General features: G+C 65.4%; 13 protein-coding genes. 4 read left to right on the top strand and 9 right to left on the bottom strand.

The features are described 5' to 3' along the window. The first annotated feature begins 218 nt into the window (after nt 1-218). The gene (locus tag BZL41_RS08420) at nt 219-1640 is read left to right on the top strand and encodes a DASH family cryptochrome (RefSeq protein WP_095598874.1); all 1422 of its coding nucleotides are present in this window, start codon (nt 219-221) and stop codon (nt 1638-1640) included. Here BZL41_RS08420 and BZL41_RS08415 read toward each other — a convergent pair whose 3' ends face one another. The 5 genes from BZL41_RS08415 to BZL41_RS08395 all read right to left on the bottom strand — a co-directional run bounded on the left by BZL41_RS08415 (nt 1641) and on the right by BZL41_RS08395 (nt 6141). After that, nucleotides 1641-3521, bottom strand: coding sequence for a diguanylate cyclase (locus BZL41_RS08415; protein ID WP_095598873.1), 1881 nt, complete (start codon nt 3519-3521; stop codon nt 1641-1643). It abuts the gene before it with no gap. Next, the gene (locus tag BZL41_RS08410; RefSeq protein WP_168190967.1) at nt 3514-4398 is read right to left on the bottom strand and encodes an endonuclease/exonuclease/phosphatase family protein; all 885 of its coding nucleotides are present in this window, start codon (nt 4396-4398) and stop codon (nt 3514-3516) included. The genes BZL41_RS08415 and BZL41_RS08410 overlap by 8 nt, the downstream gene beginning before the upstream one ends. A 16-nt stretch (nt 4399-4414) precedes the next feature. Next, complete coding sequence (locus BZL41_RS08405; RefSeq protein ID WP_095598872.1) at nt 4415-5056, bottom strand: thiol:disulfide interchange protein DsbA/DsbL; 642 nt, start codon at nt 5054-5056, stop codon at nt 4415-4417. Nucleotides 5057-5198: 142 nt separating this feature from the next. Further along, nucleotides 5199-5804 (bottom strand): cytochrome c, encoded by a 606-nt coding sequence (locus BZL41_RS08400; protein WP_084338567.1) that lies wholly within the window; start codon nt 5802-5804, stop codon nt 5199-5201. A 43-nt stretch (nt 5805-5847) separates the two neighbouring features. After that, nucleotides 5848-6141: a cytochrome c5 family protein gene (locus BZL41_RS08395; RefSeq protein WP_095598871.1), complete on the bottom strand. Its 294-nt coding sequence runs from the start codon at nt 6139-6141 to the stop codon at nt 5848-5850. Between the two features lie 195 nt (nt 6142-6336). Between BZL41_RS08395 and yihA the strand changes: the two genes are divergently transcribed. Continuing rightward, the gene (gene yihA, locus BZL41_RS08390; protein WP_095598870.1) at nt 6337-6984 is read left to right on the top strand and encodes a ribosome biogenesis GTP-binding protein YihA/YsxC; all 648 of its coding nucleotides are present in this window, start codon (nt 6337-6339) and stop codon (nt 6982-6984) included. Nucleotides 6985-7323: 339 nt separating this feature from the next. Here yihA and polA read toward each other — a convergent pair whose 3' ends face one another. Then, nucleotides 7324-10062, bottom strand: coding sequence for a DNA polymerase I (polA, locus tag BZL41_RS08385; RefSeq protein WP_095598869.1), 2739 nt, complete (start codon nt 10060-10062; stop codon nt 7324-7326). Nucleotides 10063-10136: 74 nt separating this feature from the next. On the opposite strand from polA, the gene BZL41_RS08380 reads away from it, so the two are divergent. Beyond that, nucleotides 10137-10421 carry a DUF2782 domain-containing protein gene (locus BZL41_RS08380; RefSeq protein ID WP_095598868.1) on the top strand — a complete coding sequence of 95 codons (285 nt, stop codon included), beginning with the start codon at nt 10137-10139 and terminating at the stop codon, nt 10419-10421. A gap of 15 nt (nt 10422-10436) precedes the next feature. After that, entirely contained in the window at nt 10437-11387 is a 951-nt protein-coding gene (locus tag BZL41_RS08375; protein WP_095598867.1) for a homoserine kinase, read from the top strand. 12 nt (nt 11388-11399) lie between these two features. Here BZL41_RS08375 and BZL41_RS08370 read toward each other — a convergent pair whose 3' ends face one another. From BZL41_RS08370 to BZL41_RS08360, 3 genes are all read right to left on the bottom strand, one after another. Continuing rightward, nucleotides 11400-11726, bottom strand: a complete 327-nt coding sequence (locus BZL41_RS08370) for a hypothetical protein (protein WP_143518046.1) — start codon at nt 11724-11726, stop codon at nt 11400-11402. A 69-nt stretch (nt 11727-11795) separates the two neighbouring features. Beyond that, complete coding sequence (locus BZL41_RS08365) at nt 11796-12476, bottom strand: NrdJb (protein ID WP_095598865.1); 681 nt, start codon at nt 12474-12476, stop codon at nt 11796-11798. Between the two features lie 15 nt (nt 12477-12491). Beyond that, complete coding sequence (locus tag BZL41_RS08360) at nt 12492-14633, bottom strand: adenosylcobalamin-dependent ribonucleoside-diphosphate reductase (RefSeq protein ID WP_095598864.1); 2142 nt, start codon at nt 14631-14633, stop codon at nt 12492-12494. Nucleotides 14634-14728: the final 95 nt, after the last annotated feature.

The raw sequence follows: 14728 nt of genomic DNA, 5'->3' as shown, positions 1-14728 counted from the left end.
GCATAGCCTGCCGCATGGCGCTTCGGCGGGCGAAGCCAAGGCAACGCCGCTACGCTCAAAGGGGAGGCGGATTATACGCAGCGCGCTGCCGGGCACCACCGCCGCGGGCGTGCGCAGCTACCGATCGGGAGAAGGGAACGACCGCCGTGCCGGGCCGCTCTATAGCTAGGCTTGCCGATCCCGCCGGGCTCCGGCCAACGGAATGCAGAGGACCCACCATGCGCCGCGTATTGCTCTGGTTCAAACAGGACTTGCGTCTCGACGATCACTCCGCCCTGCGCGCTGCGCTGGATGCCGATTGCCTGCTGCCGCTGTTCATACTCGACCCTTCGCTGCTGGAGAGCGGCCCGCTGGGCAGCCGCCGGCTGGGCGTGCACCGTGCGCGCTTCCTGCTGGAAAGCCTGGCGGCCCTGGACGGCGCCCTGCGTCAGCGTGGCTCGCGGTTGCTGGTTCGCTCCGGTACGCCGGAGCTGATCATCCCGGCGCTGGCCGAGCAGTTCAATCTGCGTGAGGTGTTGACCCTCGAAGAGATCGCGCCGGACGAGCGGGCGCAAATGGCTCGCCTGCGCCAGGCCCTCGGCCCGGTGGCTCTGCGCGAGCAGCCCGGCAACGGCCTGTTCCGCACCGAAGAGCTGCCCTGCCCGCCCGAGGCCTTGCCGAAGGTGTTCAGCCGCTTCCGCGAACTAATGGATCAACGCCAGACGGTGTTCCAGCCGCAGCCGGCGCCGGACGACCTGCCCCCCTTGCCGAACGGAGCGGAGAGCCTGCTGGAGCCGCTGCCCAGCCTGTCGCAGCTCGGCCTCGGAGAGCCCCTGGCCGTGCCCGGCAGTGCCTTCCCCTTCGCCGGGGGCGAAGCCGCGGGCCAGGCGCGGGTGCGCGAATACCTGTGGGAAAGCCTGGGCGTGCGCACCTACGAAGAGACCCGCAACGGGCTGACCGGTACTGAATACTCGTCGAAGTTCTCGCCCTGGCTTTCCACCGGCTGCCTGTCGTCTCGCCGCGTCGCCGCCGAACTGCGCCGCCACGAGGCGCAATACGGCCGGAACGATTCCACCCGCTGCCTCTGGCAACAGGTGCTGTGGCGGGAGTTCTTCCGCTGGACGCTGGTCCGTCACGGCGACGCGCTGTTCCGCGCCGGCGGCCTGAAAGCCACGGCACACGCGCCGCAGAACCTCGACGAACGTTTTGAACAATGGTGCCAGGGCCGCACCGGCGTGCCCCTGGTGGATGCCTGCATGCGCGAATTGGCCGCCACCGGCTTCCTCGCCAACCGCGGCCGGCAGATCGCCGCCAGTTACCTGATCCATGACCTGGAGCAGGATTGGCGGCACGGCGCGGCCTGGTTCGAAGAGCACCTGCTGGACTACGACCCGGCGAGCAACTGGGGCAACTGGGCCTATCTCGCCGGCGCGGGCAGCGATCCGCAGCGCCGCGCCGCGTTCAATGTGCTGCGCCAGGCCCAGCGGTTCGACCCCGAGGGCGATTACGTCGGCCTCTGGTTGCCCGAACTGCAACACGTCCCACCAGCCTTGCGGCATACGCCGTTCCTGCTGCCGCGCCTGCAACTCGAGACCCTGCAGTATCCCCGTCTGGAACGCATTCCCAGCGATTGGCGGCCGTATCTGCCCAGCGTTGCCTAATCAGGCGGTTTCGATGCGGTTGCGCCCGCCGCGCTTGGCCCGGTAGAGCGCCTGGTCGGCGCGCTCGAAGGTCCGTTCGCTTCGCTCGCCGTCGGCAAAGGCGGCGAGCCCGGCGGACAAGGTGATGGTCAGACGCTCGCCACGGAAGTGGAACGGGCAGGCCTCGATGGCGGCCCGCAGCGTTTCCAGCAGTTGCTGCCCCCCCTCCAGGGGCGTCGAGGGCACCAGCAGGACGAACTCCTCGCCGCCGAAACGAGCGATGAAATCGGTTTTGCGCAGACGCTTGGTCAACTCTCCGGCAATGATCTTCAGCACCTTGTCGCCGGCGAGATGACCGTAGTTGTCGTTGATCCGCTTGAAGTGGTCAACGTCCAGCACCGCCAGCAGCAGGTCTCCACCGTAGCGCTGCCAGCGCGCCACCTCCAGCTCCAGGCGCTCATCCAGGGCGGCACGATTCGGCAGGCCGGTCAGCGGGTCGACCAGGGCCCTCTGTCGCTGCTCCTCGAGGTGCTCGCGGAAGCCCTTGGCCTCCTGCTCCATGCTCGCGACGCGTTCCACCAGATGTTGCAGGCGGTCGGCGATCGTCTGCTCGCGCTCGTCGCGCAGCCGCTGGTAGCGGTCCATGCTGCCCAGCAGGCCATCCAGTCGGCTCTCGACGGCACGCTTGAGGCTTTCCAGATCCACCGCGTCGCGCACGCTGCTGTGCAGGTCGTCCATCTGCTCGCGCAGCTCGCTGTCCAGCTCGCGCGCGGCCTCCAGGCTGTCGCTGTAGCCCTCGCGGGCAAATTGCAAGCCCTCCTGGAAAGCCGACAGCCGTTCGTTGAGCTGCTTCAGGTAACGCTCGAATTCCTGCTGGCTGCCGCCAGCCACTGCCAGCATCAGTACCGAGACGTCGTCCAGCACCGGCACCAGCTCGTACCAGTTGAGGCCATGGCGGATGCGTTCGCGCAGCCCCTCGGCCTGGGCCTGGTGCCGCTCCGGCAGGCTCAGCTCGTCGAGCAGGCCGAGCAGCGTCGCCTCGACGTGTTCGGCAATGGCGCTGTAGCCCGGCTCGGGCGAGGGTGGCAGGGCGTACTCGGCGTCGGCCGGCTCGGGAAGCGGAGCGGGGCTTTCCGCAGCGGAGGACGTCGACTCGGTCAGCAACGACGCCGACAACGGCAGGCTGTCGAGCAGCGGAGTACGCGGCGGCGGTAAAGTCTCGACCGGCTCGGCCGGGGGCGGACGGAGTGCCTCGACGGGCGCAACGGCTGCCGGTGTTTCAGCGCCGTCCGGCTGCGACTCGGGCTGCGTGGACACGACCTGAGCAGCCGGTGTCGGCGGGGTGATCGCAGATGCCTCGTCCGACTCGTCGGAGGTGCGTTCGCGTCCTCCGAACAACCGTTGCAGCAGGCCGGGCCGTTCGACCTCCTCGCGTTCCAGCAAGGCCAGGGCCTGGCGCTGCAATTGGCTCAGCTCGGCCAGCAGGGCGGGAAGCTCGCGAATTTGGCCGGCGCGGCTTTCGAGGCGCTTGGTGAAACCCTTCAGCGGCTTGCGCACCTCGCGCGGCAACGGCAACGCCTGGAGCTGGCCGGCAAGGGAAGACAGCGCCGAGACGATCTGCGCCGCCCGCTCCTGACGGCGCTGCTCGGAATCCAGCACCGCCTTCTCCAGACGGGGAATCAACGCCGAGAGGCCGGCATCGATCTCATCGCGACGGAGAATCTCGCGCATCTCCTGCATGCACTGGTCGACCGCCTTGTCCGCGCCCTCGGCGGCGAGGCTGCTGCGCACCAGGCCACGGCGCAGCAGGTCGAGGCGGGCATCCCAGCGCCGCTCGAGCTTCTCCTGTTGCTCCAGGTTCTCCAGGTACTTGGCTTTCCAGCGCTGGCCGTCGTCACTCATGGTTTCGCTCGACGGCAGGCTTCGCCGGGACAGGCGATACATCGTTACCGACCGATTCGGGCAAACGGATATCCACAGCCACCGGCAGATGATCGGAGATCGGCTGGGCCAGCACCTGTACGCGCTCCAGCGTCAGGCTCGGGCTGATGAGGATATGGTCGAGGCAGCGCTGCGGCCGCCAGCTCGGGAAGGTCGCCTCGACCTGCGGCGCCAGCAGGCCCAGGTCGCGCAGGGGGGAATGTTCGAGCAGATCGACGGCATGGGTGTTCATGTCGCCCATCAGCACCTGATGGCGGTAGCCACCGATCAGTTCGCGGATGTAGGCGAGCTGGCGGGTACGGGTTCGCGGCCCGAGGGCCAGGTGCATCATCACCACGACCAGCGCGTCCGGCCCCTCGCCGAAGCGCAACAGGATGGCGCCACGTCCCGGCGGGCCCGGTAACGGATGGTCTTCCAGCAGCCCGGGGTGCAGGCGGCTGAGCAGGCCGTTGCTATGCTGGGCAAAACGCCCCAGGTTGCGGTTGAGCTGTTGGTACCAGTAGGGAAAAGCACCCAGGTGGGCGAGGTGTTCCACCTGATTGACGAAGCCCGAACGCAGGCTGCCACCGTCGGCCTCCTGCAGAGCCACCAAGTCGAAATCGGCGAGCAGGTCGCCGATCCGTTGCAGGTTCAGCGCACGCCCCTGATGCGGCAGCAGGTGCTGCCAGCTGCGGGTCAGGTAATGGCGATAGCGCTGGGTGCTGATACCGACCTGGATATTGAAACTGAGCAGCCGCAGCCGGCCGTTGGCGGGTAACCCGCTCGCATCGAGGCAATGCGGGTTGACCCGGGGGCTGTGCAAGCCCACTGCACGGTCATTGCTCCAACGGCGCAGCATGCTGGCTACGCGCCGCTCACTGGGCGGCGCGCTCCTTGGCGATCAGGAAGTCGGCGACTTCCAGTGCCTGCTCGGGACCACCGGCCGAGCCGATATCGAAGCGGTACTTGCCGTTGACCACCATCACCGGTACGCCGGTGATCTGGTAGGCCATCGCCAGCTTCTTGGCCTTTTCCATCTGGCCTTTCACGGCAAAGGAGTTGTAGGCCTTGAGGAAGGCATCCTTGTCGATGCCCTGGGTGGCGAGGAATTCGGCCATTTCGTCCGGGGTCGACAGCTTTTTGCCTTCCTTGTGGATGGCATGGAAGATCGCGTCGTGAACCTTCTGCTCGACCTTCATCGACTCCAGGGCGATGAATAGTTGGCCGTGGACGTTCCACAGGCCACCGAACATGGCCGGGATGCGCACGAAGTTGACGTCTTCAGGGAGTTTGGCGATCCAGGGGTTGAGGGTCGGCTCGAACTGGAAGCAGTGCGGGCAGCCGTACCAGAACAGCTCCACCACCTCGATCTTGCCAGGCTGGGCGACCGGCACCGGGCTGTTCAGTTCGACATACTGCTTGCCGGCCTGGATATCGGCCGCCTGCAGCGGAGCGGCGACAAGGGCGGTGAACAGGCTCGCGGTGGCGAGAGCGGCACTGAAAATCAGGTTACGCATGGAGACTCCTTGACTGATGGCTCCGCGATGCGTCCGGACCGGTCCGACGCAAGGGCGCGGTTCGAACTATTGTAGCGGCCAGTCCAACGAAAAAGGGTGGCATCCGCCACCCTTTTGTTTACCGCTGTTTTCCAGCCAGGACTCAGTGCAGGCCCTGGATATAGCTGGAAACGGCTTCGATGTCCTTGTTGCTCAGTTTCGCGGCGATGGCGCGCATCATCATGGTGTCGCCGTCGTTGGTGCGGTCGCCTTCGCGGAAGTTGGTCAGCTGCTTGGCCACGTACTGGGCATGCTGGCCGCCCAGGTGCGGGAAGCCGGCCTGGGCGTTGCCCGAACCGTCCGGGGAGTGGCAACCGGTGCAGGCCGGCATGCCTTCTTCCAGCTTACCGCCGCGGAACAGCGCTTCGCCACGCTCGACCAGTTTCGGATCGGCGGCGCCCACACTCATCTTCTGGCTGGCGAAGTAGGCGGCGATGTCGGCCAGGTCCTGCTCGCTCAGGTTGTCCAGCAGACCGGTCATTTCCACCACGACGCGGTTGCCGCTTTTGATGTCGTTCAGTTGCTTGAGCAGGTAGCGCTCACCCTGGCCGGCCAGCTTGGGGAAGTTGGGGGCAGGGCTGTTGCCGTCCATGCCATGGCAGGCGCCACACACGGCAACCTTGCCCTGGCCAGCGGCGGCGTCGCCGGCAGCGTGGGCCATACCGGTGATGCCCAGGGTCAACAGCAGACTCACGAGTACTTTGTTCATCAGCTAATCCAATAACGGCTAAGGGTGGGAGATTAGGAGCAGATTACTGGCTCATCCATTGGATGACGGCCTGATAATCCTCGGCACTGCAATCCATGCACAGGCCGCGGGGCGGCATGGCGTTGAATCCGTTGGTCACGTGCTGCACCAGCACGTCCATGCCCTGGGCCAGACGCGGTTCCCAGGCGGCCTTGTCGCCCTTCTTCGGCGCCATCGGCAACTGCCCGTTGTGGCAGGCGGCACAGGAGCGGTTATAGACGGCTTCCGGGTCCTGCGCAGCCTGGGTGGCGGTAAACGGCAGCAGCAGTACGCCGGCTGCGATCAGCAATTTCTTCATGAGATCGGCCTCATCAGGGATGGGAGCGTCCTGCGTTCTCATGCGCAGACCGTCTATATCGCTCCCGTGAACACTTATCCTTCGGGTGGGACAAAGCGCACACAAAATCTGCGGCATTATATACTGGCGAGCCTGAAACGGAAACGACACCGCACGCCGCGCTATAAGCGGCAGAGCCCTCACCGGATTATCCCCATGCCGCCGAAGAATCCCATCCTGGGCCTGTGCCAACAGGCTGCCTTCATGCTCAGCGCCGCCAAGGTCGACCAGTGCCCGGACGACCAGGGCTACGAAGTCGCCTTCGCCGGCCGCTCCAACGCCGGCAAGTCCAGCGCGCTCAATACCCTGACCCACGCTAACCTGGCACGCACCTCGAAAACCCCTGGGCGCACCCAGTTGCTGAACTTCTTCCGCCTGGACGACGAGCGCCGTCTGGTCGACCTGCCCGGCTACGGCTATGCCAAAGTGCCGATCCCATTGAAGCAGCACTGGCAACACCACCTGGAAGCCTACCTGGGCAGCCGCGAAAGCCTGGTCGGCGTGGTGCTGCTGATGGATATCCGCCACCCGCTGACCGAGTTCGACCGGCTGATGCTGGACTGGTCCGCCGCCAGCCAGATGCCGCTGCACATCCTACTCACCAAGGCCGACAAGCTGGCCTTCGGTGCCGCCAAGAACGCGCTGCTCAAGGTGCAGAACGAGGTACGTAAGGGTTGGGGGAAAGGCGTCAGCGTGCAACTGTTCTCGGCACCCAAGCGCCAAGGCGTCGAGGAAGCCCACGGCGTGCTGGCGCAGTGGCTGGGCCTGCTGGAAGAAGACGACGAGGCGCCGGCTGCGCCGTGACAGTCCGCGCCGTTTGAGGCGATAGGCCAGTACTTTTTCGCAGGCAAAAAAAACCCCGAACTTCATATGGGGAGGGAGAAGTTCGGGGTCTAAGTCCGGACCGCTAGGGCGGGGTCCAGAGATCTGCCAACACTAAAACACAACAAGGAGCATTGAACGGCTTCACCCATTCGTAAGCTCTGACTGCCCGGCCAAGAAGAAAGTTCAGGAAATTTTAAAAACTATTTGTTCTTTTTGCTCGACACGCTGATTCGATAATCGAATAAAAAAGTAATCGGCCGCGACCTTATGCCGCAGCCGTTTTCTTCGTTTCGACCCAGAAAGGGGCTCGAAAACCGGTCAGTGGGCTTCGTCCCAGTTATCGCCTACCCCCACATCTACCACCAACGGCACGTCCAGTTCGGCGGCACCGCTCATCAATGGCCGGATCGACTCCTTCACCTGATCGACCAAATCCTCGCGGACTTCCAGAACCAGTTCGTCATGCACCTGCAGGATGACCTTGGCGTCCAGTCCGGACTCCGCCAGCCATCCGTCCACCCGCACCATGGCGCGCTTCATGATGTCCGCCGCCGTGCCCTGCATGGGCGCGTTGATCGCGGTGCGCTCGGCCGCCTTGCGCATGGCACCGTTCTTCGAATGGATTTCCGGCAGGTACAGCCGGCGCCCGAACAAGGTCTCGACGAACCCCTGCGCCCCGGCCTGCTCGCGGGTGCGCTCCATGTAGGCCAGCACGCCCGGGTAACGGGCGAAATAGCGGTCGATATAGGCCTGGGCCTCCTTGCGGTCGACGCCGAGCTGCTTGGCCAGGCCGAAGGCACTCATGCCGTAGATCAGGCCGAAGTTGATCGCCTTGGCACTGCGGCGCTGGTCGTGACTGACGTCTTCCAGGGTGACGCCGAACACCTCGGCGGCGGTGGCGCGGTGTACATCGCGGTCGTGGCGGAAGGCATCCAACAGGCCCTCGTCCTTTGCCAGATGGGCCATGATGCGCAGCTCGATCTGCGAATAGTCAGCGGCCACCAGCTTGTAGCCGCGCGGCGCGACGAACGCCTGGCGGATGCGCCGCCCTTCGGCGGTGCGGATCGGAATGTTTTGCAGGTTCGGGTCGGAGGAGGACAGCCGCCCGGTGGCGGCCACCGCCTGGTGATAGGACGTGTGGATGCGCCCGGTACGCGGGTTGATCTGCTCCGGCAAACGGTCGGTGTAGGTGCTCTTCAGCTTGCTCACCGTGCGGTACTGCATGATCACCTTGGGCAGCGGGAAGTCCTGTTCCGCCAACTCGGCGAGGACGTTTTCCGCCGTGGACGGCTGACCGGTGGCGGTCTTGGCGATCACCGGCAGACCGAGCTTTTCATAGAGGATGGCGCAGAGCTGCTTGGGCGAACCGAGGTTGAACTCTTCGCCGGCCAGTTCGTAGGCCTGGCGTTCCAGCTCGACCATCTTCTCGCCCAGCTCCAGGCTCTGCTGGCCAAGCAGACGGGCATCCACCAACGCCCCTTGCTGCTCGATGCGGGCCAGGACCGGCACCAGCGGCATCTCGATTTCCCGCAACACCTTGGCCAGGCTGGGGATGGCCTCCAGCTTCTGCCACAGGTGCTGGTGCAGGCGCAGGGTGACGTCGGCATCCTCCGCGGCATAGGGACCGGCCTGCTCCAGGGCGATCTGGTCGAAGGTCAGTTGCTTGGCGCCCTTGCCGGCGATGTCCTCGAAGCGGATGGTGCTGTGCCCCAGGTATTTCAGGGCCAGGCTGTCCATGTCGTGGCGGGTGGCGGTGGAGTCCAGCACGTAGGACTCCAGCATGGTGTCGTAGGCCAGGCCCTGTACCTCGACCCCATAGAGCGCCAGCACGTTCATGTCGTACTTGGCGTGTTGACCGACCTTGGCCTTGGCCGGGTCTTCGAGGATCGGCTTGAGCGCAGCGAGCACTTCGTCGCGGTCCAGTTGCACCGGCACGCCCATGTAGCTGTGCGCCACCGGGATGTAGGCCGCTTCATGGGCCTCGACGGCGAAGGACAGGCCCACCAATTGCGCCTGCTGGGCGTTCAGGCTGGTGGTCTCGGTGTCGAAGGCGATCAATTCGGCCTGGCGCAACTTCTCCAGCCAAGCCTGGAAACGTGCCGGCTCCAAAACGATCTCGTAGCGTGCCTCCGGTACCGCTTCCTGCTCCGGCGTAGCGACCGTTTCCCCGGAAGCCTTGGCCTCGCGCAGCAGTTCGTCCAACCAGGCCTTGAACTCCAGTTCGCGATATAGACGGACCAGCGCCTCGCGGTCCGGCGCCTTCGGGTGCAGCGCCTCGACGTTGATATCCAGGGGTACGTCGGTCTTGATGGTGGCCAACTGGTAGGACAGGAAGGCCATCTCGCGGTGCTCTTCGAGCTTGGCCGGCAGGCTCTTGGCGCCGCGGATCGGCAGTTCGGGCACCTTGTCCAGGTTGGCGTAGAGCACTTCCAGGCCGCCGCCGACGCCATTGAGCAGGCCGCAGGCGGTCTTCTCGCCGACGCCGGGGACGCCGGGGATGTTGTCCACCTTGTCGCCCATCAGGGCGAGGAAATCGATGATCAGCTCAGGACCGACACCGAATTTCTCTTTCACGCCATCCACATCCAGGCTGCTACCGGTCATGGTGTTGACCAGCGTAATGTGCCGGTCGACCAGTTGCGCCATGTCCTTGTCGCCGGTGGAGATCACCACCGGGCAATCCCGCGCCGCGCTTTGCCGGGCCAGGGTACCGATCACATCGTCCGCCTCCACGCCATCGACGCACAGCAGCGGCAGGCCGAGCGCGCGGATGCTCGCGTGCAGCGGTTCGACCTGCACGCGCAGATCGTCCGGCATCGGCGGGCGGTGCGACTTGTAGTGCTCGAACAGTTCGTCGCGGAAAGTCTTGCCCTTGGCATCGAAGACCACGGCGAAGGGGCTGTCCGGGTACTGCTTGCGCAGGCTCAGCAGCATGTTCAGCACGCCTTTCACCGCGCCGGTGGGCAGCCCGCTCGACGTGGTGAGCGGCGGCAGGGCGTGAAAGGCGCGGTACAGGTAAGACGAACCATCCACCAGCACGAGGGGAGCGTGTGACATGCGCGGGATCAACCTTTTCCATGGGTCCGGGGTTAAACTGAATGGACCGTTGACGACAAAGGGACAAGGTTACCATGCGCACACTGAATCGCCTGTTGCTGGCCAGCCTGCTGGCAATGCCGCTCGCCACGCTGGCCGAAGAAGGCCCGGTGACCGGCGACCCGGATGTGACCATCCGCCAGGAGGGCGACAAGACCGTCGAGGAGTACCGCGTCAATGGCTTCCTCTATGCCATCAAGGTCACGCCGAAAGGTGGCAAACCCTATTTCTTGGTGCGGGCCGATGGCAGCGACGGCAACTTCGTGCGGTCCGACCAGCCGGACATGCTGATTCCCGCCTGGGAAATCTTCAAATGGTAAGCGAGCGTTCCTGACATGTCGGTGTTCACCCCCCTCGAACGGCACGAGCTGGAAATCTTCCTCGAGCCGTACGGCCTCGGCCGCCTGCGCGACTTTCAAGGCATCGCCGCCGGCAGCGAGAACAGCAATTTCTTCGTCAGCCTGGAGCGGGGCGAATTCGTCCTGACCCTGGTGGAGCGGGGGCCGACACAGGACCTGCCGTTCTTCATCGAACTGCTCGATGTGCTGCACGACGCCGACCTCCCGGTGCCCTACGCCCTGCGTACCGGCACCGGCGAAGCCCTGCGCAGCCTGGCGGAAAAGCCCGCGCTGCTACAGCCGCGCCTGCCCGGCAAGCATGTCGCCCAGCCCAACGCCCATCATTGCGCAGAGGTCGGCACTTTGCTGGCACGCCTGCACCTGGCGACCTGCGAACGCATCATCGAGCGCAAGAGCGACCGTGGCCTGGACTGGATGCTGCAGGAAGGGCCGTGCCTAGCCCTGAAACTGCCCGAGGACCAGCTCCCGCTGTTGCGCGACGCACTGGCGGAAATCGCCGAAGTGAAGGACAAGGTGCTCGCCCTGCCGCGGGCGAATCTGCATGCCGACCTGTTCCGCGACAACGTGCTGTTCGACGGCCCGCACCTCGCCGGGGTTATCGACTTCTACAACGCCTGCTCGGGGCCGATGCTCTACGACCTGGCCATCGCCCTCAACGACTGGTGCTCGGAGCCGGACGGCCGCCTGAACGAAGACCTCGCCCACGCCCTGCTCGGTGCCTACGCCACGCTGCGCCGCTTCACCGCCGCCGAGGCCCGGATCTGGCCGGCCATGCTGCGGATCGCCTGCGTGCGCTTCTGGCTGTCGCGGCTGATCGCCGCCGACTCCTTCGCCGGCCAGGAAGTACTGATCCACGACCCCGCCGAGTTCCAGCGTCGCTTGGCCCAGCGCCAACAGGTGGATTTGGCGCTGCCTTTCGCACTCTGAATGGCTAGGGTCTCAAGGCCCCAGCCCGTAGAGCCAACGCCCTCGCTCGGGATCGTCGGGCAACGGCTCAACGGTATCGAAGTCGCCCTTGTCCAAGCGGAATTCCAGCCGCGCCTGGGCGTTGTATTCGCAGAAGCGCAGGCGCAGCACGGTGTCGGCCGGAATCGTCACACCCTGGTCGCTCCGCAGGACGACGCGGGTGCGGTAGTCCTGAAAGCCGCCCGGACAAAACAGGTCGCGATCACCGGATACCTGCAGGCCCACTGCATACCCGGCCATGCCGGTGATCGCTGCCAGCAGCACGGCCCCACCGGCGAACAGCCACCTCGTCTTGCGCATGCCCTCTCCCATCAACTTCATCCTGAACCGCCGTAGCCCGGATCAGCACAGCGCCATCCGGGAAAATCCTCATCCACACTTCGAATGCCCACAGTTCAAGCAGGTGGCACAACCTTCCACCTGCACCACCGCCTGGGTATGGCAGGCGCCGCAGAGCTGCGCGCCCGGCGGGAAACCGTCGCCGGGTTCGACCGCCACGGCGTTCTGGCTGGCCTCGTAGGCCGCACGTTTTTCCGCCAGGTAGCGCCGTTGGGCCTCGTCTAGCGGTTGTCCCGGCAGCAGGCCGATGGCGATCATGTGCCGCTCCAGCACCGCGCCGATCTCCGCCACGATCGAAGGCATGTACACCCCGCCGCGCTTGAGATAGCCGCCACGCGGATCGAACACCGCCTTCAGCTCTTCCACCAGGAAGGTGCAGTCTCCGCCTTTGCGGAACACGGCCGACATGATGCGGGTCAAGGCCACGATCCATTGGAAGTGGTCCATGTTCTTCGAGTTGATGAAAATCTCGAAGGGTCGCCGCTGCTCGTAGGGCGTTCCGGCATTCAGCAAGATGTCGTTGATGGTCACGTAGAGCGCGTGCTCGAACAGCGGCGACTTGATCTTGTAGGTTACCCCTACCAGCGTTTCCGGGCGCTCCAGGCTCTCGTCCATCTCCACCGGCGCACCGGCTTCGGAGACCGACGGCGGCGCGACACGCTCGTCGATCACCTTGAAGCTCTTGATACGCTTGTCGATCTTCACGGTCATGGCGACTCTCCGCGTTCAATACTTGCCGTAATAGCCTTCCTTCAGCGCATCGAAGAGGTTGGCGGCGGTGTGCACCTCGCCGTCGTACTCCACCTCCTCGTTGCCCTTCAGCTCCACCACGCTGCCGTCCTCCAGTTCGAAGCGGTAACGGGTCTTCTCCAGGTCGGCTTCCTTGACCAGCACGCCCTGGAATGCGGCCGGGTTGAAGCGGAAGGTGGTACAGCCCTTGAGCCCCTGCTTCCAGGCGTAGCGGTAGATATCCTTGAATGCCTCGAAGGGGTAGTCGGTGGGCACGTTGGCGGTCTTGGAGATGGACGAGTCCACCCACTTCTGCGCTGCCGCCTGGATATCCACATGCTGGGTCGGGCCGATGTCGTCGGCGGTGACGAAGTAATCCGGCAGGCGCTCGGCGGGGTCATCCGAACCGGGGCGTGCGCGTGGGTTGACCAGGGCGCGGTAGGCCAGCAGCTCGTAGCTGAGCACCTCCACTTTGTCCTTGCTCTTGCGGCCGGCGCGGATCAGGTTGCGCGAGTACTGGTGGGCGAAGCTCGGTTCGATGCCGTTGGAGGCGTTGTTCGCCAAGCTCAGGCTGATGGTGCCGGTGGGCGCGATGGAGCTGTGGTGGGTGAAGCGCGCCCCGTGCTCGGCCAATGCCGCCACCAGCTCCGGCGCATGTTCGGCGAGGCGCTGCATGTAGCGCGAATAGCGGGCGTGCAGCACCCGGCCGGGCAGTCGGTCGCCCACCTTGTAGCCGTCGGCAATCATTTCCGGGCGCTTGCGCAACATCTCGGCGCTGACCTCGAAGGTCTGCGCCAGCAGCGGTGCCGGGCCTTTCTCCCGGGCCAGCTCGAGCGCCACCTGCCAGCCGGTGAGCGCCATTTCCCGCGCCACTTCCTCGGTGAACACGCAGGCCTCCGGGCTGCCGTAGCGCAGGCGGAGCAGGGCGAGCGCAGAGCCAAGGCCGAGGAAGCCCATGCCGTGGCGGCGCTTGTCGAGGATTTCGCGGCGCTGCGGCTCCAGCGGCAGGCCGTTGATTTCCACCACGTTGTCCAGCAGGCGGGTGAAGATGCGCACCACCTGGCGGAACCGATCCCAGTCGAAACGGGCATCGGGGGTGAAAGGGTCAAGCACGAAGCCGGTCAGGTTGATCGAGCCGAGCAGGCAGGAGCCGTAGGGCGGCAGCGGCTGCTCGCCGCAGGGATTGGTGGCACGAATGTCCTCACACCACCAGTTGTTGTTCGACTGGTTGACCCGGTCGATGAGAATGAAGCCCGGCTCAGCGTAATCGTAAGTGGAGACCATCATCAGGTCCCACAGGTGACGCGCCCGCACGCTGCCGTAGACCTTGCAGGCCACCAGGCCGTCTTCCCGCGTGCAGTAACCTTCGTGCAGCGGCCATTCGCGCCAGTGCACCTGGGCCGGGTCGTCGAGGTCCAGCTCGTCGTGCTCCTTGGCGTGCACCGGGAACAACAGCGGCCAGTCCGCATCGGCTTCCACCGCCTGCATGAACTCGTCGATGATCAGCAGGCTCAGGTTGAACTGGCGCAGCCGGCCGTCCTCGCGCTTGGCGCGGATGAACTCGCGTACGTCCGGGTGGGCGACGTCGAAGGTGGCCATCTGCGCGCCCCGCCGCCCGCCGGCCGAGCTGACGGTGAAGCACATCTTGTCGAAGATATCCATGAACGACAGCGGCCCGCTGGTGTGCGCGCCGGCGCCGGACACGTAGGCGCCGCGCGGGCGCAGGGTGGAGAACTCATAGCCGATGCCGCAGCCGGCCTTGAGGGTCAGGCCGGCTTCGTGAACCTTGCCGAGGATGTCATCCATCGAGTCGCCGATGGTGCCGGAGACGGTGCAATTGATCGTCGAGGTGGCCGGCTTGTAGCTCTGCGCCCCGGCGTTGGAAATGATCCGCCCGGCCGGCACCGCGCCGTTGCGCAGAGCCCAGAGGAACTGCTCGTACCAATGTTCGCGCAGCTCCGGCGCCTCGATGTCCGCCAGAGCACGGGCAACGCGCTGCCAGGTCTCGTCGATACGGCTTTCCAGCGGCGAACCTTCGCGGTCGCGCAGCCGGTACTTCGCTTCCCAGATTTCCACCGAGGCGGCCTGCAGGGGGATACCCTGGAGCTGCGCCGTGGTGGTACCGCCGGTCTTCGCCATGCTGCGGCCCCCTCAACGCGTTGCGAGTCGGCAGCGAAGTGGGCTGCCTCCTTTTCACCTTAGCGCGTATTGGGGGGAGCGAAGTTCCCGGCCAG

It is taken from the genome of Pseudomonas sp. PIC25 (assembly GCF_002286785.1).
Lineage (GTDB): Bacteria > Pseudomonadota > Gammaproteobacteria > Pseudomonadales > Pseudomonadaceae > Pseudomonas_M.
The sequence above is the reverse complement of the archived record's forward strand: the minus strand, read 5'-3'. Positions and strand labels throughout refer to the sequence as shown.

Bases quoted from the DNA above. Each gene is read 5' to 3' on its own strand.
- BZL41_RS08420 (WP_095598874.1), top strand. From the start codon at position 219: ATGCGCCGCGTATTGCTCTGGTTCAAACAGGACTTGCGTCTCGACGAT.
- BZL41_RS08415 (WP_095598873.1), bottom strand. From the start codon at position 3,521: ATGAGTGACGACGGCCAGCGCTGGAAAGCCAAGTACCTGGAGAACCTG.
- BZL41_RS08410 (WP_168190967.1), bottom strand. From the start codon at position 4,398: ATGCTGCGCCGTTGGAGCAATGACCGTGCAGTGGGCTTGCACAGCCCC.
- BZL41_RS08405 (WP_095598872.1), bottom strand. From the start codon at position 5,056: ATGCGTAACCTGATTTTCAGTGCCGCTCTCGCCACCGCGAGCCTGTTC.
- BZL41_RS08400 (WP_084338567.1), bottom strand. From the start codon at position 5,804: ATGAACAAAGTACTCGTGAGTCTGCTGTTGACCCTGGGCATCACCGGT.
- BZL41_RS08395 (WP_095598871.1), bottom strand. From the start codon at position 6,141: ATGAAGAAATTGCTGATCGCAGCCGGCGTACTGCTGCTGCCGTTTACC.
- yihA (WP_095598870.1), top strand. From the start codon at position 6,337: ATGCCGCCGAAGAATCCCATCCTGGGCCTGTGCCAACAGGCTGCCTTC.
- polA (WP_095598869.1), bottom strand. From the start codon at position 10,062: ATGTCACACGCTCCCCTCGTGCTGGTGGATGGTTCGTCTTACCTGTAC.
- BZL41_RS08380 (WP_095598868.1), top strand. From the start codon at position 10,137: ATGCGCACACTGAATCGCCTGTTGCTGGCCAGCCTGCTGGCAATGCCG.
- BZL41_RS08375 (WP_095598867.1), top strand. From the start codon at position 10,437: ATGTCGGTGTTCACCCCCCTCGAACGGCACGAGCTGGAAATCTTCCTC.
- BZL41_RS08370 (WP_143518046.1), bottom strand. From the start codon at position 11,726: ATGCGCAAGACGAGGTGGCTGTTCGCCGGTGGGGCCGTGCTGCTGGCA.
- BZL41_RS08365 (WP_095598865.1), bottom strand. From the start codon at position 12,476: ATGACCGTGAAGATCGACAAGCGTATCAAGAGCTTCAAGGTGATCGAC.
- BZL41_RS08360 (WP_095598864.1), bottom strand. From the start codon at position 14,633: ATGGCGAAGACCGGCGGTACCACCACGGCGCAGCTCCAGGGTATCCCC.